The sequence below is a fragment of the Lactobacillus delbrueckii subsp. bulgaricus genome (assembly GCF_046938665.1).
Taxonomy (GTDB): Bacteria; Bacillota; Bacilli; order Lactobacillales; family Lactobacillaceae; genus Lactobacillus; species Lactobacillus delbrueckii_C.
The window spans coordinates 1-20,047 of sequence record NZ_JBKZCD010000032.1; the positions used below are offsets into that span (position 1 = coordinate 1).

Below are 20,047 nucleotides of genomic sequence, written 5' to 3' on the forward strand. Positions count from 1 at the left end.
AGTAACTGGCGATTATTAGAAACAGATAGATCGCGTTTGGGAGCAACATGAAGAGGTTGGTCCAATGCATAAAGCTCCGGCGTTTTGGCCAGAATTGGTCAATATCTGCCCCGCCGATCAGAAGCTTTCTGGTATTAGCCAATAAGGCCAGGTAGGTGATGGCTAATAGCAGGCCAATGATGGAAATAATAGTAAAAACAATATGCATATTTAACTCCAAATAGTTATTTTACGGAGCCGGGAAGAAATTGATCAGGCCGGCAAAGGCAGTGATCACGACAACTGCGATGAGCCAAAACTTCTGTCTTGTTTTTAGACCCTTGAAGTAGGCCCAGAGACTCTTGTAGCTAGCATCTGTCAAGAAGTCATCGCAGAAAATAACGAATTCCAGCAAAAGGTTGCCCGCAAAAAGCAAGAAGGCCGTCAAGGCAGTGACTGAAAAAGCTGAGCTCCAATAGTTCCACAAGTAGACCATGTTGAGCAGGATTTGGATTACAAAGGCAGAAAGGGTCAGCTTGGAGAAACTGTCGTAAGGCGCGGCTGCTTCCGTATTTCCAGTAGCTAATTTCTTTCTGGCTTTAAGCAAAATGACCAGGTCAAGCAACAATAAAGCCAAACTGATTCCAACTAAAAGTAAAAATATTGTATTCATGTTCCCTCCAGAGTGATTAGAATGACAATATGAATTATAGCATTTATAGCTTGCTAAAAAAGTGCTGGCTGCCCACTCTTAGAGGTGAAAGAACTGGTTCAGTTCTGGAAAAGTCGGATAGGGCGGCAGGCCAGTCAATTTGGCAAAGATGAAGGGGACAAACAGAGAAGAAACACAGATGGCAAGCTTGATTTGGTCTGACCTGTCAAAATATCCCCAATATTCTTTGATCGTATAAGATTCTGCTTCATTATCAAAAAGATATGTGTATAAGCGGGCGTCGAATAAGATCAGCAATTCAAAGATAGACAAGATGAATTGAGTTTCGGTGTTAAATTCGAAGTAACCATAGACCAAATTGATGAGCGTGATCAGTTCAGCCGCGATCAAAAGCAGAGCAAGTTCCAGCTGGATCAGGAGCAGGCAAAGTTCGGTGATTAGAGCGGGGATGCTGTCGCCAACTAAGCCGTTTCTCCAGGCTTGCGGCAGAGCAAGCAGGTGGCAAAGGACTAGCACCAGACTAAAGCGGACAATCATGAACAGAATTGCAGACATTTTTTCTTCCCTCCAAAGCAAACGAAACATTTGTTCTGATAGCTGTAATTCGATTATAGCACGTCAGTTCGGCTTGGCTAGGGGAACAGGGAAAATAGTGACGGAGAATTCCTGTCACTATGTTAAGATTGCTTTTGACTGATAATTTAAAAATCCAGGAGGAAAAATGGAACTAACTACTGATAGATTGCGCCTGCGACCCTGGGAAGACAGTGATGCCGCCCGCCTCTACGAATTAGCTAAGGATCCAGCTGTCGGTCCTGCCGCTGGCTGGCCCGCCCATAAATCTGTTGAAGAGAGCCTGCAGGTGATTCAAGAAAACTTGCAAGCCCCGGAAACTTACGCGGTTTTGCGGAAAGACGACAATCTTTTGATCGGTTGCGCGGGCTTGAGATTTGGTGAGGATGCCTGCTCAGAAAAAGATGATGAACCAGAACTCGGCTATTGGATCGGCAAAGAATATTGGGGGCGCGGCTATGCCCCAGAAGCTGCAAGCTGCTTGATTAACCATGCTTTCGCCGACCTAAAATGCAAAGCGGTCTGGTGCTGCTACTATGAGGGGAATGAGAAATCAAAGAAAGTCCAGGAAAAGCTCGGCTTCACCTATGTCAAAACTGACCCAGAGGGCGATACTCTGCTTGGCTGTAAATTGCCAGAAGTCGAAAATGTCCTAAAGTGGGAAAACTGGCTGAAATAGTTGCTATTACTTTGGCGGGATCGATGCTATGATAAGTAGGCATAACGAACTATTGATAATTGGAGTAGTTGTTTGATGAAAGATATTATTTCGAAGATTTTGCCGACGATTTTTTGGGTCGGTCTATTTTGGTATTCAATGTACAAAGACCGGAGCAGGTACCGGAATGTAGTTTTGCTGCTGCTGACGGGTCTGTCGGCTCTCGGTTTCATCTATTCGCTGTTCAGCTCTGAAGTCAGCGGCGTTTTGGTCTTGATTACGATGGTATTAGTTGGCCTGGCTTTTTTGACCTTGCCTTTCTTCTTATTTATTAATGGTTTGTACATGATCAAGCGGGAAGGGCAGTCATTAGGCAATCTTTTGTCCTTTTTTCTAGGCCTAATCTTAATCGCCGGTGAACTGTCATTTTTCCTCTGGTTCTTTGGCCTCTTGGTTGAACCGGAGCTGGGCGTTAACATGAGTGCTCTGGTGCCGTATTCGCCGTTTTTTGCCTTCTTTGGCCTTTCTTCTGGCTACCTGTCGGTTACCTTCGTGTCTTTCTTGCTTTACTGCCTCTTTTTGCAGATCATTCCGCACCGCCGGGATTTCGATTACGTGATAATTCATGGGGCTGGGATTAAAAAAGATGGCACCGTAACTAAACTGCTGGCGGACCGCTGCGACAAGGCGATTGAAATTTACCGTAAGGATCCGACATCGCCTTACCTGGTTCCTTCGGGCGGGCAAGGCAGCGATGAGGTTTGCAGCGAGGCGGAAGCCATGCGCAAGTATCTTATTTCTCAAGGCATCCCTGAAGACAAGATCTTGCTGGAAGATAAATCCAAGACAACTATGGAGAATGTAACTTTTTCTAAAAACTTGATTGAAAAAAGACTTGGCCGCAAGTATACAGCTTTGGTGACCAGCAACTACCATATTTACCGGGCCATGCGCTATGCCAAAAGGGCGCAGCTAAAAGCTGTTGGAATCGGCTCCCGCGTCGCGCCTTACTACTACCCAAGTGCTTTGATCCGTGAATTTGTAGCGGTGCACAAAGAACGCAAGCACTTGATCCTTTTTGCCATTGGTTATCTGCTTTTCGTCAGTCCAGTCATTGTCATCATGCTGGCAGCGTAATGATGATTTTTACCTGCAGAAGGCTGTCTCCTTGGCAGAAGCAAATATATCTAAAAACGTGCTAAACAAGCAGAACCTGTTTGGCACGTTTTTTTGCGCTCTAAAAGGGCGGCTTCTTTATCCTTTTTAAAAAAATACGGTAAAAACGTAAGTAGGTGGTTGTAAAAACGTGTGTAATGTACTACAATAAACTTGTCAGATGAAGCAGAAGGGCTTCAGAGACAAAAAAATATTAAATTTTATTTTTTAGGAAGGAAATTTATTATGACAAAAGAAGAAAAAATGAGCATTATCGAGAAGCTGGAAGCAGAACAACTTGAATCCGAATACGATGCCTGGATTTTCACCGACGGTGGCTGCCGCAACAACGGCAACAATGCAGGTGGACACGTTTTGCCAACTGACAAGGCAGCATGGGCATACGTGATCTTGCATGATGGGCATGCCATGACCGCTACTGGCGGCAAAGTCGGAGCTACTAACAACCAGATGGAAATGACGGCTGTTCTTGAAAGCTTGAAGGCTCTTGAAGAAATGGGACTTAGCCAGAAGAAGCTGTTGCTTTCCTTAGATTCAGACTATGTTCGCAAGGCCCTCAGTGACTCTTCCGATGGGACTGCTTGGATCAAAGGATGGAAAGAACGGGGCTGGAGAAATTCTAATGGGAAAGCAGTTGCCAACCAGGACTTGTGGAAGGAAATTGACAAGGAAATTTCTAAGTTCTCCGATTTGACTTTGAAGCACGTCCCTGGCCATGCTGATAGCGATGGCAACAACCTGGCTGATGCCCTTGTTAATGAACAGATGGACAAGATGTAACAATTCTCGTTTTTCATCAACAGCATCCCTCTCGCGCAGATCATTCTGCCAAGAGGGATGTTTTTCTTTGCTTCTTGAAAAAGGCGCGGCCTAGCAGTTAATTGCAATCAGTGGCAGCAATTCATATCCATTATTATGTGTAAGTGCTAACGGCAAGTATGCAAGTCATGTTATACTAGTAGCAAACAATGTGAAGGGGCCTTTTATCGTGAAGAAATACAAAGTAGGCGAAGCTGCTGAAATCCTTGACGTCTCTGTTGCTACCCTGCAAAGGTGGGACCGGGAGGGCAAACTTAAGGCTGAAAGAAGTGCCACAAACCGGCGTTACTATACCCAAGAGCAGCTAAACGAATATCTTGGCGCTGCTAGCAACGACGGCAGAATAAACGTGATCTATGCTCGCGTGTCGGCGGCTTGGGCAAGCGATGATTTGGCCAAGCAGGAGAATTTTTTGCTGGACTACTGTAATGCCAACGGTATTACTGTGAGTGAGAATATGTCAGACATTGGCAGCGGTTTGAATTTTAACCGTCCGGAATGGAACCAGCTCTTGCAGAAAGTTGAAGACCGCGAGGTCAACAAGATCTACGTGACCCACAAAGACCGCTTTGTACGCTTGGCTTTTGACTGGTTTGCCAATTTCTGCAAGCGACATGGAAGTGAAATAGTGGTCATCAATAACCCCGCGACCAGCCCCAGCCAAGAACTGGTGGATGACCTGGTCAGCATCATCAATCTTTTCTCCAGCCGCTTGCCTGGCCTAAGGCGTTACAAGGCAGAGATCAAGAATGATCAAGAGCTGGAAGCCGCGGAACAAGTTGCTGATGCTGAAGTGAAGGAAGTAGAAAAAGCTAAAAAAACTTACGCTGTCAGAAAAGGCCGTCAGCCAGGAATCTATTACAGCTGGCCGGAGGCAGAAAAGCAGGTAAACGGCTTCCCGGGAGCTGAATACAAGTCCTTCCGCCGTGAGTCGGATGCCTTGAACTACTTGAAGCTGGATCCAGCTGATCCGCAAAATGCAGTTAAGCAAGAGCTAGAATACGATAAGAAAGATTACTCTGCCGTTATTTATACCGGGGGTGCCTGCCGCAGCACTGGCGCGCGCAAGGGCAGCCATGTCCAAGACAGCGATAAGGCTGCTTGGGCCTACATGATTGAGCATGATGGCCAGCAGCTTGCTGATAGTGCCGGCCGTTTGGGCGCGACCAATAATGAAATGGAAATGACTGCTTTTCTGGAAAGCTTGAAGAAGCTGGAACAGTTGGGTCTGACCCAGCAGCCTTTGCTGTTTGTCTTGAACTCCCAGTACGTTATCAAGTCCGTCAGCGACACAAATGATGGCCCGGCCTGGATGAAGAGCTGGAAAAAGCGGGACTGGAAGACAGCTAATGGAAAGCCAGTAGCCAACCAGGAACTCTGGCAGGAGATTGACCGGGAGCTGGCCAAGTTCGATAGCTCCAAGCTGAAATTTGCATGGTTAAGAAGCACTGTCAGTGATGCTGGCAGCGACTTTGTTGACAGCTTGCTGATAAAGCGCATGGATGAATGATGTGCTATAATCCAATATATTAATGCAAATTTAAGGAGGAGCACATGAGCCTATTTCAAGCAAATGATATTAACGCAGGCGTTGCAGAATACCAGAAAACGCCGAATGCCAAACTGATCGACGTCAGAGAAAAGGATGAGTACGCGGCAGGGCACATCCCGGCCAGCATCAATCTCCCCTTGAGCAAGATTGAATCTGCCCAAGGCGAGATCACAGATCTTGATACCCCGCTCTTTGTCTATTGCCGAAGCGGCAACAGAAGCGGTCAAGCAGTTGCCTGGCTTAAGCAGGCTGGCTACAGCAAGGTCAAAAACATTGGCGGGATTGCCGATTATAGCGGTAAGACTGAATAAGGCTAGTAATAACAAAAGGACACCCATCACATTTCGTGACAGGTGTCCTTTTTGCATGTTTCTCTTATTCAAAAGCCATCTGGCTGGTGTAGAGCCTGTAGTAGAAGCCGCGCTGCTTGATCAATTCAGCGTGTGGTCCTTCTTCAATAACCTGGCCGTCCTTTAATACGACAATCTTGTCTGAGTTCAAAATCGTCTTCAAACGGTGGGCAATCACGAAGCTGGTCCGGCCAGCAATCACGTTGTCCATGGCCTTTTGGATCTTTTCTTCAGTGACCGTGTCGACGTTGCTGGTCGCTTCGTCCAGGATCAAGAAGGCCGGGTCGACCAGAATGGTTCTGGCGATTGACAAAAGCTGCTTTTGCCCGGTAGAGAAGTTGGCCTGGCCATTCTCAATCGGCGTGTCATACTGCTCTGGCAGGGTCATGACAAAGTCATGCAGCTGGGCTTCCTTAGCTGCGGCAATAACTTCATCCATGGTCGCATCCGGCTTGCCGTAGCGGATGTTGTCAGCTACCGTTCCAGAGAAGAGGACTGAGTCTTGTAAAACAATCCCGACATTGCTTCTGAGGTTTTCCAGCTTAAGGTCCCGGACGTCTGTGCCGTCAAAAGTTACGGCCCCGCTGTTTACGTCATAGAAACGGTTGATCAAGTTCATGATCGTCGTCTTACCAGACCCGGTCGGGCCAACAACAGCAACTGACTGCCCCTTAGGCACCTCAATTGATACCCCATGCAGGATTTCCTTATCTGGAGTGTAGCCAAAGTGCACATCTTCCAGGCGGACAGCTTCATTTACGCCTGAGATAGTCTTGCCGTCTGGCACCGTGTTTTCTTCTTCCTGCTCTTCAACCGTCTCAAGCCGGCGGGCACCGGTCAAGGCGAGCTGCAGCATGGAGTAGATGGAAGTTACTTGAGTCAGCGGCTGGAAGTAAGTCCAGGAATATTCAGTAAAGGTAACGATCAAGCCCAGACCAGCCGCCTGGCTGACTTGCTTAGTCATGATCATGTAAGCGCCAGTGGCGATCACGATCGCAAAGTTCAAGAGGGAGAAGCCGTTAACTAAGGGGTTAAGGATACCAGAGTAGAATTGCCCCTTAAACATGGCTTCCCGCACCTTGGCGTTTTCCTTTTTAAAACCGGCAACTGACTGGTCCCTAAGGCCCTGGGTGATGATCACATTTTCCCCGTTGAGCTGTTCGTTGATGTAGGCATTAAGCTCACCAACCCGGTCTTGCTGATTGTCCAGGTAGACGCGGGCTTTTTTCATAATGATCCAGCTCAAAAGCAAGATCAAAGGAGTAGTAGCCACAACGCTGAGGGCCAGCTTCCAGTTGATGACGAACATAACAATGATCGTGCCGGCAAAAAGGAGAGACTGGGAGATGATTTCAAAAAAGGCGTTGTTTAAAGCATTGAAGATGTTGTCCAGGTCACTGTTGAACAAGGACAGGATCTTCCCGTCCTGGTGGGTATCGAAGTAACGGATGGTCATCCGCTGCAGCTTGCCGAAAAGGCCCTTACGCATGTCATTGTTGGCGTTAGCGTTAAAGCGGGTCATCATCATCCAGGCGATGTAGGTGGCCACGGAGTTAAAGGCATAAAAGCCGGCCATCCAGGCTAAGGCCTGGTAGAAGACGCCAAGACTGCCTTGCCCCTTAACAAAAGCCGACAAGTCCGTAACCGCCTGCCCTAAAAGGGAGGGAGCGATAACCTGGGCGATGGTCGCGATCAGATAGAAGGCAACTGAAATTAAGATCGGCTTTTTGTAGTTTTTCAGATATTTCGTCAAATAAGTAAGAGACTTTTGCTTGTCTGACATTAAAGTTCCTCCTTTCTTTCCTTGGCTTTCTGGGTTTTATAGATTTCCTGGTAAACCGGGGAAGTCTTGAGCAGTTCCTCGTGGGTGCCTTCAGCAACCAGGCGGCCATTATCGAGGACCAGGATCTTGTCCGCGTGCATGACAGAGACGATCTTTTCCGCGATCATGATCGTAGTCGTGTCTGGCAGCTGCTTTTCCAGGGCTTCCTGGACCATTTTTTCACTTTCCGCGTCCAAGGCGGAAGTTGAGTCGTCCAGGATCAAAATCGGACTGCCGGCGATGATCCCCCGGGCGATAGACAGACGCTGCTTTTGCCCGCCGGAGAAGTTGGCACTTCTTTCTTCAACTTCATGGTCAAAAGTTTCATCGTAGCGCTGGATAAATTCGCTGGCCTGGGCCATTTGCGCTGCCCGCTCAAGTTCATATGAAGTAGCGTCCTTTTTCCCTTGGCGGAGGTTGTCGGCAATGGTTCCTGAGAAGAGGACAGCCTTTTGCAAGACGTAGGAGACAGTCTTTCTGAGGGCATTCTCATTAACCTGGCGGAGGTCGCTGCCGCCGATCTTGATCTTCCCAGTTGTTGGGTCATAGAGGCGGGCGATCAGCTGGGCCAGGGTCGACTTACCCGACCCGGTGGCCCCGACGATGCCGACCATTTGACCTGGCGCAACAGCAAAGGAGATGTGCTTTAAGACGGGCTGCTGGCCATCTGGGTAGGTGAAGGAGACGTCATCAAATTCAATTGAACCGCCCAGGGCGTCTTCCGGGGCTTTTTCATTGAAGACAACGTCTGGCTGGGTGTCCATGATTTCCTGGATCCGCCGCAAGGAGACGTTACCCCGGGAAATCTGCATGACGGCCATGCCGACCAGCAAGATGGCAAAGAGCATGGTCAAGACATAGTTGACGTATGGAGTGATGACGGAAACGTCTTGGGGATGCTGGAGAATGCTGGTCCCGATCAAGTAAACTACTAAGCTGATGACCAGGTAGGAGATCAGCTGGGCGCCAGGCAGGATGGTGGAGAACCAGTAGCCGACTTTGATGTTGACTTCGTTTAATTCGTCAGAATCCTTGTTTAATTTGGCAATTTCCTGGGGACTTTGGTTGAAGGATTTTACTACCCGGACCCCTTGCAAAAATTCCCCGGTCCGGCCGGAGATTTTGTCCATGTACATTTGGAACTTGTCGAACATGGCGGTCATTTGCTTAACTGCCACAACGCCCAGACCCATGATCAAGGCCAGGAGGACGACAACCGCCCACCAGTAGCGGGGGATGGTGACGATGGCCATGATGATTGACCCGATGAGGATCAAAGGCATCCGGATCAGCTGCATGAAGATGGTCATGATCATGTTCATGATTTGCTGCATGTCGTTGATCAAGCGGACGCTGAGCGATTCAGAGGAGAATTGCTGCACATTGGCCAGAGAGAAAGTCTGGATCTTGGCATAGGTGTCTTCTCTGAGGTCGCTGACCACGCCCTGGGTAATCCGAGCGGCGTAGTAAACATTGAGGACCCCGGTAATAATGGATAAAAGGCCCAGGCCGATCAAAATCGCGGTGTCCCGGATGACGGCCTGCTGCTGGTCAGCCAGCAGTTCATTTTGCACCTGCTGGAGCAGGCGGGGCTGGTAGAGGGTGGCAAAAGCTGAAAAGACGATGGTGATCAAAGTCAGGAAAACGTCTTTCTTATATCGCTTGAAGTAAGGCATGAGAATTTTCATTATTTCTGTTTTTCCTCCTTTAAGTTAGCTATTTCCTCGCTGAGGAGATCGGTCCACTCATTCAGAATCTGGCAGGCCAAAGCGGCCCGGTCAAAGCCCAGCTTGTCGATCACCTTTTTCTCGATAGCCAGGATTTCACCTTCTTTTTCCCGGGCATAGGCAAGCCCGGACTCAGTCAAAGCGCAGTACTTGACCCGCTTGTCCTGGTCAGCAGAGCTGATTTCCAGGTAGCCGAGCTCAGCTAGATTGTGGATCCCCTTGCTGATGGATTGCTTGGGGATGCCGCTTCTATAGACGAGCTCTTTTTGTGACAGGCGGGGGTGGGTGAAGAGCTCATATAGAATGATGCTCTCGTACTGGGTGATTCCCATGAGTTTGTCATATTGCTCATACGCGTATGCTGCCCGGACGCTGGCCAGGGTTACTAATTCTGAAATGCTTTCGTGGTTTTTTAAGTTCATAAAAGTCTCCTCGTGGACAATAACTAAGATTTTAGTCCATGTGTAGACTAATGTCAAGGAAAAAGGATTGGCTGAACTAGGCAACTTGTTACAAAGCGTTTACAATTCGCCGGCCTCCCTGTATGCGCTAACAAAGAGTGCTATGATCAGTTCTAAATATATTATCCAAGCTAATTAAAACTGATTATTGAGAGGAAGAAATATGGAAAATAGTCAGACTTACTTCCAAGTGCAAATGTCTCACAGGCAGCCATTAAGCTAACAACTTATCTCCGCTAGAAGGAGACGAGAACATCAGCGACGCCATTTTCCTATTCGTATCTTGATTTAGCGCCATATTTAGTTATGGGCGGGTATTACAGCTCAAAGACCGACTTTATCAGGCAGCAGATTAAATGGTTTGATGACTATCATAATCCAGTTATTACAAACAATTATGGCAATATTTCAGCCAGTACGCGCTGGGATCTAGACATGATTGATGACGCTTACGAGTCGGGCGAAATTGAGTTTCCAATTCAGGCACGAACGATGCAAGAAGAAGTGTTATCAACGAGTGGATATGCTCCAAAGGATTTAAGATTGTTAAACTTGCTAACAAGACGGGATAAAGGAGAATTTGGGCAAATCCATCCAATTTAAATCTTTTTACCAGTATAATAAGGTGTGTGAACATCTAATTAAGAGTTTGAATTTTGGAACACTATCGATCAAGATTGATGGAAAATCAATCGCAAAAAGAAAGATTTTACCGAGAACTTGCCAGTTCAACGTACATGAAGAAAGATCGTAAACAAAAAGTAAGGTGAAATTAATATGACAGATAAACTGACCGAGACCCAAAAGCTTAATTTATATATTCGCTTGAACGAGTTAAACAGTAAGATAAAGAGCCTATCGACTGACGAAGAGTGGGCTAATAATCGAAAGCAAATTGGCGAGGTACTCTACCAACTTAATTTAGTCGAAGATCCAACTGACATAAATGAAGTTGAAAAAGCGAATTTAGACTTTATTAGAAAGCGGAAAAAATCCATTATTCAGAATAGCGGGCGACAACCAATGGCTGCATACTCTATCAACCAAAAGGCACTAGACGAATTAGGCAACTTAGTTGACGATGAAGACGAAAACTTTTACTCTGACTTTCATGACAGGTTGGTTAATGATATGGTCAAATATGCAACAATTGTAAGAGATTTCGATTTAAAGTTAGCTAAAGCCAAAGAAGCTAATGATGCGAATTACTACCGAGAAGAATATTCCAGACTTGATAATGCTAGACGGCGCCAACATGATGCAGTAATTGCAAATCTTGCGGTCGCAAATAGAATCAACAAGTCGGAAGGCTTAGAGCCGGTATTAGATGTTGGCGATGGCAGATCAGTCCATGATGTGCATCGTACTGATATTGGCAATGCAGTTATATCATGGCTGGCAGAAACCAACCTTCAAGGCTAACAACTTATCTCCGCTAAAAGGAGCCATAAAATAAACGGCTAGTTGCTGGTAAGATCCAGTTGCTGGCCGTTTTTTCGTATAAAAAACCTCCTTCATCCCGTCCAAAATGGACTAGACTGAAGAAGATTCGGTGCTATGATGAAGTTAGAAATACTGATAGTGGATGCAGAAAAGCGGGCGAGATTGCAATCTGAGGAGGCAGCGAGATGAAGCAGAAAAATACCCGTGATCCCAAGAAAATGAGCACCTACTTCTGGTATGAAGTGCCAATTTTTGTGGTCGTTACGATTTCAGGCTTGATCTACAATATCGGCATGGTGGCTGGCCCATACTTTCAAGGGCAGCTGGTCCAAGGCCTATATGACCTGCTGAATCACAAGATCCTGGCTAACCGTTTAATCCAATTATCGCTACTTTACATGTTGGTAATTGCTCTGGTTCAAGTCTGCCGGGCGGTCAAACGCTTCAGCGTGCGGATTTTTGCCAACCATACTTCCCGCCGGATGCGGCGCTTGCTCTATAACGCTCTTTTGCACCGGCAATTCGGCGATGATACTGGCTCCCTTATGACTAAAGCTATCAGTGATGTCGACAGCTGCGTTGAAGGGATGCGGAAGTTTACCACGGAAATTTTTGACACTGGCGTCGTCATGATCGCTTACCTGGCCATGCTCCTTTACTACGACGTCCGCTTGACTATCTTGGCCTGCATGTTTACTCCTCTGGCTTATGTGATTGCCAATGTCCTGAAGAAAAAAGTCGTCAAAGCCAACAAAGCCTATAAGGAAAGCGAGTCTGTCTTAAACACGATGACCCTTGACCGGATTGTTCACGCCATGACTTACCGGATCACCGGCCGGGAGCAAGCCCTCAATGACCGCTACGAAAAGCAGCTGACTGACTATGAGCAAAAAAGTGCCATCTCCAACATCTTTGAAGGGGCCTTAACTCCGCTGTATGACGCTATTGCCATGTTCGGCATCGTCTTGATCATCTACTTTGGCGGCCGCAATGTCCTCCACATCGGCTGGAAGGCCTGGGACCTGGCCAGCTTCACGACTTTCTTAGCCTGCTTTACCAAACTCGCCACCAAGGTCTCCCACGCCGCCAAACTTTTTAACGCTGTCCAAAAAGCCCAAGTCTCCTGGGTCCGGATCAGACCGCTGATGAGCGATCCAATCTATGATCATTATCAAAAGGAAGAGAAAGAAATTACCGACCTCACTTTTAACCATGTGACGACTTTTTACCACGGCTACCCGGAAACTGCGGTCAAGGACATCAATTTTACCGCCTCCGCTAATGAAATCATTGGTATTACCGGCGAGGTGGCCTGCGGGAAAAGCCTGCTGGGTAAAGCCTTGGTAAGTGAAGCAGATTACCAGGGGCGGATCCTCATTAATGGCCTTGATTTCAAAAAGCTTTCGCCTCACTCTGCCCACCAATGGATCACTTATATGGGCCATGACCCCATGCTCCTAAGCGACAGCATCAAGAACAACATTTGCTTAGGCGATGACATCGACCTTGACCATTACCTAAAGATGGTTTGCTTAGACCAAGAGGTAGGAGAGCTTAAAAATGGGGCAGACACCCTTATCGGCAATGGTGGGATGACCCTGTCTGGTGGCCAGCAGCAGCGGCTTGCCTTAGCCCGGACCCTGGCCCATGCCAAGCCCATCATCGTATTAGATGACCCATTTTCTGCTGTTGACCAGGCAACTGAACAGCAGATTCTGACTAACTTGAAAAGCCTTAAAGGCCATGTCATCTTGCTGATGACCCACCGGGTTGACTGCTTCAGCCAGCTGGACCAGATTATCTATATCCATGACCACCAGGTATCTGTTGGCCAGCATGAGGACCTGCTAAAAAGAATGCCGGTTATGCCGAGCTGATCGAAGGGGGGCAGCAAGATGCGTAATATCGCTAAAAAGGTCATTCATGACCATCCCAAGAGCTTCATCTCCATGGCCTTGCTCATTATCTTAAGCATTATCACTTCACTTTTACCGCCCCTCGCTCTGGAGCAGATCGTCAACCACTTGACTGATCAAAAGGATGTTTCCCTCCTTTTCGCCCTGGCCTACCTGGGTCTAATCGTCCTGTCTGACCTTTTTGCCTCAGCCCAGAATATTTCCATTACGATTTTTGGCCAAAAATTGACCCACGGCATGCGGAGCGCCTTAGCCCAAAAGCTGAACACCATCACGACTGGCTACTTGACCAATCACGAGAGTGGGGCAATCGCCTCAGTCTTTGTCAACGACGCCGACACCATCAACAGCCTCTATAGCGAGGGGGTAGTCGGGATGAGTGCTGACCTCTTCCAGCTGATCGGCCTGCTCTTCGTCGTCTTTACCCGCAGCATTGGCTTGGGCTTCATTATCTTAATCGTCATGCCCTTGATCTTAGTCATGACCCGGCACTTCCAGAAGGCCTCCCTGGCTTCCCAGAAGCAAAACCGGGCCGCTATCGCCAAGGTCAACCACCATATCCCCGAAACTCTCCGGGTTCTCTCCATGATCCATATCTTTGAAAAAGAAGACTACATGGAAGACAAGTATGACCAATACATCGAAGAGTCCTACCGGGCCCAGAACAAGTCCAACTGGCTGGACAGCGTCTATTCGCCAATCATCCTGACCATCGAAGCCGTCGTTATCGGCCTGCTGATGATCGGGGCTGCCCAAGGGCAGAAGATGCAGACCTTCTTTGGCATCAATGCCGGCAGCGCCGTAGCCTTGATTGCCTATGTTGGGCAGATTTTTACACCGCTGGAATCAATCGGGATGGAAATCCAAAGCATCCAAGATGCTATGGCCGGGATGAGCCGGATCCAGGACTTTTTAAATGAAGCAGACAGCAAGCCGGACATCTACCAAGGGGCAGGGGACTACATTACTTTTGACCATGTCACCTTCGGCTACCTGCCAGACCAGCCGATCCTAAAGGACTATTCCTTTAAAGTCGCCAAAGGCGAGCACGTGACCTTTGTCGGCCGGACCGGGAAGGGGAAGAGCACGATTTTTAAACTCCTCCTGGGCCTCTACCAGCCGCAAAAAGGGAAGATCCTCCTAGATGGCCATTCGCCAGATACTCATCCCAAGAATCAGCGCCACTTCCTGGCAATTTGCGAGCAAGGGGTTGCCCTGGTTGACGGGACAGTCAAAGACCAGATCACTTTATATGACGACACAATAACTGCTGAGATGATCGACAAGGCTTTAGCCATGGTTGGCCTAACCGATATTGTCAAAAATCTCCCGCAAGGCTTGAACACACCGGTAAGTGAGATCAACCTTTCGCAAGGGCAGCTGCAACTTTTAATGATTGCCCGCAGCGTGGTATGTGACCCGCAGATTTTGCTTTTAGACGAAATGACCGCATCCCTGGACCGGGAAACCGAGGCTAAAGTCCTCAAGGCAATCGATGCCGCCAGCAGCGGGCGGACAGTTCTGTCCATCTCCCACCGCCGCGGGGCCCACGATGGCCGGATCATCAAACTGTAACCGGAATATGCTACAATTAGTCAGAAGAAACAGGTAAAGTTTAGACGCGGAGGTGAGGGAATGGCGGATTTTGCCAAGCTGACAGAGCTGAAGAATAAAATTGACACTTACCGGCCACTGTCCAAATATGAGCAGGAGCTGCTGGACGCGGATGTAAAAATTGATCACGTTTGGTCATCAAACGCGATAGAAGGATCAACTCTTACCCGGCATGAGACTGAGGCGATACTTAAAAAGGGACTGACCATCCACGGGAAAAGCGTTGCTGAAGTATTGGATACGCTTGACTTGAGTGAAGCCTATGACTACATGATGGACTTGGCCAGCCAGGCCCAGACTTTAACCCAGCTGGATATTCGAAATTTAAACAGGCTATCGTTGGCGAAAAGCCGGCCAGAAGACGCTGGTGTCTACCGAAGCGTACCGGTCCGGCCGGCTGGAGCGGAAGTCAATCCGTATGCTGACCCTTGGGATATTGCTGTCAAGATGGCAGAATTGGTTGACTGGGCAAATGAGGTGCAGGGCAAGTTGCATCCTGTGGACTACGCTGCCCAGCTGCACTGGCGTTTTGTCATCATTCACCCCTTCATTGATGGAAATGGGCGGACGGCAAGATTGCTGATGAACCTGGCATTGACTGAGCACGGTTATCCAGTCGTTAATATTCAGCCAAATAAGGAGAGCCGGCTGCACTACATGGAAGTTTTGGAAGCGTGTGACAGAGACGGCTCGGCTGACAAATTGACTGATCTCATTGCTGATTACGCTGAAGAAGCCTTGCGGAAGAAGTTGAAAATTTTGGAGCTTAGCGCTAAAAATCATACTGACTCCGGCTACATCATCAGCGAAAGGGAACTGGAAGAGTGGCGGAAAAAGCGTGAACAGGCCAAGCTGTCTGACCAATAACAAAAATCCCCCCTGGCAAGTGCCAGGGGGGTTATTTCGTTTTAAACTTCGGCAATAGCTTCACTAATTGGCGTCTCGCCGCCAGTCATATTGATTACCTTGCCGTAGGTGTTTTCCTTGTCAAGGATTTGGGCCAAAACCGCGGCAACGTCGGGAATTGGGTTGGCGGCAAACTTTTTAGGCTTGAAGTTGACCTTGCCAGTCCCAGCCTTTTCTTCCAAAGTAGCTGGGGCCAGGATCGTGTAGTCCAGCTTGCTGTTATTGACCAGCCACTCGTCAGCAAAGTACTTGGCAATATAGTAGTCAGTCAAGCTGGCAAATTCTGCTTTGCCTTGCCACTTGTCCAGGTCGGCCGCGAAAATTGAGCTCAGCTGGATGTAGCGCTTAACGCCGGCCATTTCAGCTGCTTGGATCAACTTTACCGCCCCAAAGGCATCCGTTTGAAGCAAGTCCTTGCCTCTAGAACCTGCCAAAAAGTACACTGCGTCCATCCCAGCTAAAAGCTTAGCTAATTCAGAAACGCTGGCGTGCAGGTCAAGGCTAACGGGAGTGACGCCCGGCAATTTAACGATCGCGTCCTTGTGCCGGGAACCCGCGTAGACTTGCTGACCTTGCTTAACTAATTCTTGAATAACAGCGGCTGCCACCCGGCCGCTTCCTCCAGCGATAAATACCTTCATGATTTTTCTCTCCTTCTTTTTACTGGTTATCTGTATGATAACATGCAGAAGAAAAATCTTCTAACAATTAGTTAGTTAAGAGTCACTTGTTTGCTTTTGCCCAAAAGATTTCTTGATCTGCTTTAAAAAGCGTTCAGCGATTGGAGAAAAGGTTTGGTACTTTTTCCAAACCAAGTATAAGTTGGTCTCCAGCTTTGGAGTCAAGGGGCGGAAGACCATCCCGCTTTCCGGGGACGTGTCGACCAGTTTGTCAAAAGAAAGCAGGTAGCCTAAATGTTCTTTGGCAAAAACTGAAGCGTTGTAGACCAGGCCAAACGAGCCTTCCAGGTGGAGCTCATCCATCCTGTCTTTGGCCCAGCGGGGGATGTCCTTTTTCCAGGACTGGTCAGAACAGAAGAGGGGCAGGCCAACCAGGTCGTCTACAGTGATGGATTCTTTTTGCGCCAAGGGAACATCAGCCGGCATGATTACGCCCCAGCTATCGGTTTCCGGGAAAATTAATGATTCATACTTGCTGGTGTCAGGCATCTCTGCCAAAACGACAAAGTCCAGGAGCCCCTTGTCCAGCTTCTCGGCGACTTGTGAGGTGTCCCCGCTGGTGATGTGGTAGCGGAGGTCTGGGTAGAGCTTTTTAAAAGAATTGATCTCCCGTGCCAGGTAACTGATCTGGTAGGATTCAGCTAAGCCAAAGTAGATGTCGCCGCCGGTAATATCATCCAGGGCTAAAAATTCCTGTTCAATTTTGTCAGCCATGGTCACCAGGTCCTCAGCCCGGTTTCTGAGAAGAAAGCCTTCATCGGTCAGCTTGATGCTGAAAGACTGTCTGGTAAAAAGCTTCTGCCCCAATTCTTCTTCCAAGGACTTGATCGCCTTAGAAAGGGTGGGCTGGGTGACGTGCAGGCTTTCTGCCGCCCGGGTCATGTTTTCGTCTCGGGCAACGGCCAAGAAGTAGCGTAAGGTGCGGATTTCCATTTTTGCCTCCTTATTCATAAAAGGAATATCATGAGATAGATTATAACCATTAGCACATAAAGGCGCAAGCTTTTATACTAATCATTAAGCAAGGCAGAGGAGGTGCGGAATGGACTTGCCGACTATCAAGCAAAGCCTGGCTGACGCGGGCTGCGGGGAAAAAATGTCCACGGAAATTCTTAGCATGTATGAGAGCGGGCAATATGCTGCCGCCCTCCGGAAGATGAAGCTGGCAAGGTGCCAAGCCATGTGTGAACTGCACGAATGCAGCCGCAAGGTCGACTTGCTGGATTATTTAATCAGAAGAGCGGAAAAAGAGAAGATTAGCCAATAATGGAGGCAAAAAATGATGCAAACTGAAGAATTAAAGTTAACGCAAGAATGGGACAAGGTCTTTCCAAAGAGTGACAAAGTTGACCACAAGAAGGTAACTTTTGCCAACCACTTCGGCATCACCCTGGCTGCTGACATGTACACGCCAAAGAATGCCTGGGGCAAACTGCCGGCAATCGCTGTTTCCGGGCCATTTGGGGCAGTCAAGGAACAGTCAAGCGGTCTGTACGCGCAAGAGATGGCAGAAAGAGGTTTTCTGACGATTGCTTTTGACCCATCATTTACTGGTGAATCCGGCGGCAATGCAAGAGATGTGAACAGCCCGGACATCAATGTCGAAGACTTCCAAGCAGCGGTCGACTTTTTGTCAGTTCAAGATAATGTAGACCCAGAAAGAATCGGGATCATCGGCATCTGCGGCTGGGGCGGAATGGCCCTGCAGACGGCCGCGATCGATACTAGAATCAAGGCAACCGTGACTTCTACCATGTATGACATGTCCAGAGTGACGGGCAACGGCTATTTTGACGCGGATGACAATGAAGAAGCACGCTACAGAATGCGGGTTGCCTTGAATAAGCAGAGAACGGCTGACTTCAAGGCTGGCAGCTATGCCAAGGCCGGCGGGGTGGTTGACCCGCTGCCAGAAGACGCGCCGAAATTTGTCAAGGACTACTACGCTTACTACAAGACTCCGCGCGGCTATCACAAGCGCAGCCTTAACTCGAATAGCGGCTGGAACGTAACGGCTGCTACATCCTTGCTGAATATGCGACTGTTTGCTTACACCAATGAAATCAGAAACGCGGTCTTGATGATCCACGGCGACCAGGCCCACTCCTGCTATATGTCAAAGGATGCCTACGCTGACATGATTAAGGATAACAAGTACACCGACAACAAGGAACTGCTTTTGATCCCGGGGGCAAGCCACACTGACCTTTACGATCAAAAGGACATTATTCCTTTTGCCAAGATGGAAGCCTTCTTTGACAAGTACTTGAAGTAAGCTTTGCATGACGGAAGAATAAAATGAAAGCCCCAAAAATAATTTTTTCTGCTTTAGCCACGATCAGCCTGCTTGCTTTTTCTGCATGCAGCCAGCAAGAAGAACCAGCTGCCAGTCAAAAGGTAACTAAGCAGGCAAAGCAGAGGAGCAAGAAGAAAAAGTCACAGCGAAAGAAGTTAGGTAAAATGCAGTTATCAATTGCTAATAAAGAGCTGCCGGTCAAGTGGGAAAATAATAAGTCAGTTGATGCATTAAAGAAGCTGACTCCACTGACCATCAAAATGTCGATGTATGGCGGCTTTGAGCAGGTAGGCCACTTGAACAAGAGCATCATTAGTGATGACCGGCAAACTAAAACAATTCCTGGTGATATCGTACTATATTCAAGCAACCAGATTGTAGTTTTTTACGGCAGCAATTCCTGGGCGTATACAAAGCTGGGGCACATCAATCTGGGCAAAAAAGAACTGAGGAAGCTGCTGAGTCATGGCTCAGTCAAGTTGACATTGAAGTAAAAAAGCAAAGTTGATGGACAGGAGATAATTTTTGGTATGAAGCAATTACCAAAAATCGCACTTGGGGCCTGGGCCTAGGGAAATGACGGTACCTTTGGCAGATTTGATAAAAATGAAGTCGATGCTTGGCTGGCAGATGCGCTGTAAAAAATTACCAAAGGAGGGAGATATTGGAATTAACCGATTTTCTGAACTATGTGAACAGCGGGAAAAGGATTGTTGATCCTTCAGAAGAACTGGAATACTGCTCATATTTGACGCAAGAAGCCTTGAAGGTGACGATGGAGCTGAATAATGCTTATCATACGCCGGAAGAGGTGCAAGACTTGTTTGCCAAACTGACTGGCAACGAGGTCAACCGGAGTCTGGCACTGGTGCCGCCATTCTATACTGATTGCGGGAAGAATATCCATGTTGGCAAGAACGTTTTTATTAATACTGGCTGCACCATCCAAGACCAGGGCGGAGTCTATATTGGCGACGGGGCTTTGATCGGCCACCACGCTATGATCGCGACTTTGAACCACGAGCAAGATCCAGCCAAAAGAGGGGAGCTATTGCCAGCAGCGGTTCATATCGGCAAAAGAGTCTGGCTTGGCGCGAACGTAACTGTTTTGCCAGGCGTCACGATTGGTGATGGAGCGATTATCGCGGCAGGCGCGGTAGTAACAAAGGATGTACCTGCCAGAACAATCGCGGCAGGCGTGCCAGCCCGCGTGGTGAAAGAAATAAGTGAATAGAGGAGAGCAGCATTCTGGGAATTAGGGATGCTGCTTTTATAATGTGTATTTTTTAAAAGACATATTGCTTATACTAAAAAGATGTATAGTTAGAGAATTTTGAGTCAAATTAGTCCATACTGTTGCTTTTGACAGAATAAATCAATTCTTTACCTTTTGTTTGTATCC

At 47.9% G+C, this 20,047-nt stretch carries 20 protein-coding genes and 3 pseudogenes; 15 read left to right on the forward strand and 8 right to left on the reverse strand.

Annotated elements, in window-relative coordinates; genetic code table 11:
- The 3 genes and pseudogenes from ACLUXO_RS09330 to ACLUXO_RS09340 all read right to left on the reverse strand — a co-directional run.
- Window positions 1-208, reverse strand: a pseudogene (locus ACLUXO_RS09330) (DUF1751 domain-containing protein); the annotation flags it as partial.
- Between the two features lie 21 nt (window positions 209-229).
- Window positions 230-652 (reverse strand): ABC transporter ATP-binding protein, encoded by a 423-nt coding sequence (locus ACLUXO_RS09335; protein ID WP_412137321.1) that lies wholly within the window; start codon window positions 650-652, stop codon window positions 230-232.
- A 78-nt stretch (window positions 653-730) separates the two neighbouring features.
- A complete protein-coding gene (locus ACLUXO_RS09340) occupies window positions 731-1,207 on the reverse strand; it encodes a hypothetical protein (RefSeq protein WP_412137322.1) in 477 nt (158 codons plus the stop codon).
- A 166-nt stretch (window positions 1,208-1,373) separates the two neighbouring features.
- Between ACLUXO_RS09340 and ACLUXO_RS09345 the strand changes: the two genes are divergently transcribed.
- From ACLUXO_RS09345 to ACLUXO_RS09370, 6 genes and pseudogenes are all read left to right on the forward strand, one after another.
- Complete coding sequence (locus ACLUXO_RS09345) at window positions 1,374-1,904, forward strand: GNAT family N-acetyltransferase (RefSeq protein ID WP_412137323.1); 531 nt, start codon at window positions 1,374-1,376, stop codon at window positions 1,902-1,904.
- A gap of 75 nt (window positions 1,905-1,979) precedes the next feature.
- Window positions 1,980-3,020 carry a YdcF family protein gene (locus ACLUXO_RS09350; RefSeq protein WP_412137324.1) on the forward strand — a complete coding sequence of 347 codons (1,041 nt, stop codon included), beginning with the start codon at window positions 1,980-1,982 and terminating at the stop codon, window positions 3,018-3,020.
- Window positions 3,021-3,284: 264 nt separating this feature from the next.
- A complete protein-coding gene (locus ACLUXO_RS09355) occupies window positions 3,285-3,839 on the forward strand; it encodes a ribonuclease H family protein (RefSeq protein ID WP_412137325.1) in 555 nt (184 codons plus the stop codon).
- Between the two features lie 208 nt (window positions 3,840-4,047).
- A pseudogene (locus ACLUXO_RS09360) lies at window positions 4,048-4,665 on the forward strand (IS607 family transposase); the annotation flags it as partial.
- A gap of 42 nt (window positions 4,666-4,707) precedes the next feature.
- Window positions 4,708-5,388: pseudogene (locus ACLUXO_RS09365) on the forward strand (ribonuclease H family protein); the annotation flags it as partial.
- 44 nt (window positions 5,389-5,432) lie between these two features.
- Entirely contained in the window at window positions 5,433-5,741 is a 309-nt protein-coding gene (locus ACLUXO_RS09370; protein WP_412137326.1) for a rhodanese-like domain-containing protein, read from the forward strand.
- A 64-nt stretch (window positions 5,742-5,805) separates the two neighbouring features.
- Here the strand turns inward: ACLUXO_RS09370 and ACLUXO_RS09375 are convergent, their stop codons facing one another.
- From ACLUXO_RS09375 to ACLUXO_RS09385, 3 genes are read right to left on the reverse strand one after another with little or no spacing between them, the layout of a single operon-like run.
- A complete protein-coding gene (locus tag ACLUXO_RS09375; protein WP_412137327.1) occupies window positions 5,806-7,563 on the reverse strand; it encodes an ABC transporter ATP-binding protein in 1,758 nt (585 codons plus the stop codon).
- Window positions 7,563-9,290, reverse strand: a complete 1,728-nt coding sequence (locus tag ACLUXO_RS09380; RefSeq protein WP_412137328.1) for an ABC transporter ATP-binding protein — start codon at window positions 9,288-9,290, stop codon at window positions 7,563-7,565. The genes ACLUXO_RS09375 and ACLUXO_RS09380 overlap by 1 nt, the downstream gene beginning before the upstream one ends.
- Window positions 9,290-9,751 carry a MarR family winged helix-turn-helix transcriptional regulator gene (locus tag ACLUXO_RS09385; RefSeq protein WP_412137329.1) on the reverse strand — a complete coding sequence of 154 codons (462 nt, stop codon included), beginning with the start codon at window positions 9,749-9,751 and terminating at the stop codon, window positions 9,290-9,292. Before ACLUXO_RS09385 ends, ACLUXO_RS09380 begins: the two co-directional genes overlap by 1 nt.
- Before the next feature lie 474 nt (window positions 9,752-10,225).
- Here ACLUXO_RS09385 and ACLUXO_RS09390 point away from each other — a divergent pair, with 474 nt between their 5' ends.
- The 5 genes from ACLUXO_RS09390 (at window position 10,226) to ACLUXO_RS09410 (ending at window position 15,630) form a co-directional block, all read left to right on the forward strand.
- Window positions 10,226-10,393 carry a hypothetical protein gene (locus tag ACLUXO_RS09390; RefSeq protein ID WP_412137330.1) on the forward strand — a complete coding sequence of 56 codons (168 nt, stop codon included), beginning with the start codon at window positions 10,226-10,228 and terminating at the stop codon, window positions 10,391-10,393.
- Between the two features lie 174 nt (window positions 10,394-10,567).
- Window positions 10,568-11,212: a DUF3232 domain-containing protein gene (locus tag ACLUXO_RS09395; protein WP_412137331.1), complete on the forward strand. Its 645-nt coding sequence runs from the start codon at window positions 10,568-10,570 to the stop codon at window positions 11,210-11,212.
- Window positions 11,213-11,418: 206 nt separating this feature from the next.
- The gene (locus tag ACLUXO_RS09400; RefSeq protein ID WP_412137332.1) at window positions 11,419-13,110 is read left to right on the forward strand and encodes an ABC transporter ATP-binding protein; all 1,692 of its coding nucleotides are present in this window, start codon (window positions 11,419-11,421) and stop codon (window positions 13,108-13,110) included.
- An 18-nt stretch (window positions 13,111-13,128) separates the two neighbouring features.
- Entirely contained in the window at window positions 13,129-14,724 is a 1,596-nt protein-coding gene (locus ACLUXO_RS09405) for an ABC transporter ATP-binding protein (protein WP_412137333.1), read from the forward strand.
- A 60-nt stretch (window positions 14,725-14,784) separates the two neighbouring features.
- Window positions 14,785-15,630 (forward strand): Fic family protein, encoded by an 846-nt coding sequence (locus ACLUXO_RS09410; RefSeq protein WP_412137334.1) that lies wholly within the window; start codon window positions 14,785-14,787, stop codon window positions 15,628-15,630.
- A gap of 41 nt (window positions 15,631-15,671) precedes the next feature.
- On the opposite strand, the gene ACLUXO_RS09415 is transcribed toward ACLUXO_RS09410, so the two are convergent.
- Together ACLUXO_RS09415 and ACLUXO_RS09420 are read right to left on the reverse strand one after the other, a co-directional pair.
- On the reverse strand, window positions 15,672-16,310 hold the full coding sequence (locus ACLUXO_RS09415) for an NAD(P)H-binding protein (RefSeq protein ID WP_412137335.1): 639 nt from the start codon (window positions 16,308-16,310) through the stop codon (window positions 15,672-15,674).
- Between the two features lie 75 nt (window positions 16,311-16,385).
- Window positions 16,386-17,282: a LysR family transcriptional regulator gene (locus ACLUXO_RS09420; RefSeq protein WP_412137336.1), complete on the reverse strand. Its 897-nt coding sequence runs from the start codon at window positions 17,280-17,282 to the stop codon at window positions 16,386-16,388.
- A gap of 109 nt (window positions 17,283-17,391) precedes the next feature.
- Here ACLUXO_RS09420 and ACLUXO_RS09425 point away from each other — a divergent pair, with 109 nt between their 5' ends.
- The 4 genes from ACLUXO_RS09425 (at window position 17,392) to ACLUXO_RS09440 (ending at window position 19,879) form a co-directional block, all read left to right on the forward strand.
- Window positions 17,392-17,616 carry a hypothetical protein gene (locus ACLUXO_RS09425; RefSeq protein ID WP_412137337.1) on the forward strand — a complete coding sequence of 75 codons (225 nt, stop codon included), beginning with the start codon at window positions 17,392-17,394 and terminating at the stop codon, window positions 17,614-17,616.
- A gap of 15 nt (window positions 17,617-17,631) precedes the next feature.
- Window positions 17,632-18,624: an alpha/beta hydrolase gene (locus ACLUXO_RS09430; RefSeq protein WP_412137340.1), complete on the forward strand. Its 993-nt coding sequence runs from the start codon at window positions 17,632-17,634 to the stop codon at window positions 18,622-18,624.
- Window positions 18,625-18,647: 23 nt separating this feature from the next.
- Window positions 18,648-19,139, forward strand: coding sequence for a cyclophilin-like fold protein (locus ACLUXO_RS09435; RefSeq protein ID WP_412137338.1), 492 nt, complete (start codon window positions 18,648-18,650; stop codon window positions 19,137-19,139).
- Between the two features lie 170 nt (window positions 19,140-19,309).
- On the forward strand, window positions 19,310-19,879 hold the full coding sequence (locus tag ACLUXO_RS09440) for a sugar O-acetyltransferase (RefSeq protein WP_412137339.1): 570 nt from the start codon (window positions 19,310-19,312) through the stop codon (window positions 19,877-19,879).
- Window positions 19,880-20,047: the final 168 nt, after the last annotated feature.

Excerpts from the sequence above, each read along its gene's own strand:
- ACLUXO_RS09335 (WP_412137321.1), bottom strand. The coding sequence starts at position 652 with ATGAATACAATATTTTTACTTTTAGTTGGAATCAGTTTGGCTTTATTG.
- ACLUXO_RS09340 (WP_412137322.1), bottom strand. The coding sequence starts at position 1,207 with ATGTCTGCAATTCTGTTCATGATTGTCCGCTTTAGTCTGGTGCTAGTC.
- ACLUXO_RS09345 (WP_412137323.1), top strand. The coding sequence starts at position 1,374 with ATGGAACTAACTACTGATAGATTGCGCCTGCGACCCTGGGAAGACAGT.
- ACLUXO_RS09350 (WP_412137324.1), top strand. The coding sequence starts at position 1,980 with ATGAAAGATATTATTTCGAAGATTTTGCCGACGATTTTTTGGGTCGGT.
- ACLUXO_RS09355 (WP_412137325.1), top strand. The coding sequence starts at position 3,285 with ATGACAAAAGAAGAAAAAATGAGCATTATCGAGAAGCTGGAAGCAGAA.
- ACLUXO_RS09370 (WP_412137326.1), top strand. The coding sequence starts at position 5,433 with ATGAGCCTATTTCAAGCAAATGATATTAACGCAGGCGTTGCAGAATAC.
- ACLUXO_RS09375 (WP_412137327.1), bottom strand. The coding sequence starts at position 7,563 with ATGTCAGACAAGCAAAAGTCTCTTACTTATTTGACGAAATATCTGAAA.
- ACLUXO_RS09380 (WP_412137328.1), bottom strand. The coding sequence starts at position 9,290 with ATGAAAATTCTCATGCCTTACTTCAAGCGATATAAGAAAGACGTTTTC.
- ACLUXO_RS09385 (WP_412137329.1), bottom strand. The coding sequence starts at position 9,751 with ATGAACTTAAAAAACCACGAAAGCATTTCAGAATTAGTAACCCTGGCC.
- ACLUXO_RS09390 (WP_412137330.1), top strand. The coding sequence starts at position 10,226 with ATGATTGATGACGCTTACGAGTCGGGCGAAATTGAGTTTCCAATTCAG.
- ACLUXO_RS09395 (WP_412137331.1), top strand. The coding sequence starts at position 10,568 with ATGACAGATAAACTGACCGAGACCCAAAAGCTTAATTTATATATTCGC.
- ACLUXO_RS09400 (WP_412137332.1), top strand. The coding sequence starts at position 11,419 with ATGAAGCAGAAAAATACCCGTGATCCCAAGAAAATGAGCACCTACTTC.
- ACLUXO_RS09405 (WP_412137333.1), top strand. The coding sequence starts at position 13,129 with ATGCGTAATATCGCTAAAAAGGTCATTCATGACCATCCCAAGAGCTTC.
- ACLUXO_RS09410 (WP_412137334.1), top strand. The coding sequence starts at position 14,785 with ATGGCGGATTTTGCCAAGCTGACAGAGCTGAAGAATAAAATTGACACT.
- ACLUXO_RS09415 (WP_412137335.1), bottom strand. The coding sequence starts at position 16,310 with ATGAAGGTATTTATCGCTGGAGGAAGCGGCCGGGTGGCAGCCGCTGTT.
- ACLUXO_RS09420 (WP_412137336.1), bottom strand. The coding sequence starts at position 17,282 with ATGGAAATCCGCACCTTACGCTACTTCTTGGCCGTTGCCCGAGACGAA.
- ACLUXO_RS09425 (WP_412137337.1), top strand. The coding sequence starts at position 17,392 with ATGGACTTGCCGACTATCAAGCAAAGCCTGGCTGACGCGGGCTGCGGG.
- ACLUXO_RS09430 (WP_412137340.1), top strand. The coding sequence starts at position 17,632 with ATGCAAACTGAAGAATTAAAGTTAACGCAAGAATGGGACAAGGTCTTT.
- ACLUXO_RS09435 (WP_412137338.1), top strand. The coding sequence starts at position 18,648 with ATGAAAGCCCCAAAAATAATTTTTTCTGCTTTAGCCACGATCAGCCTG.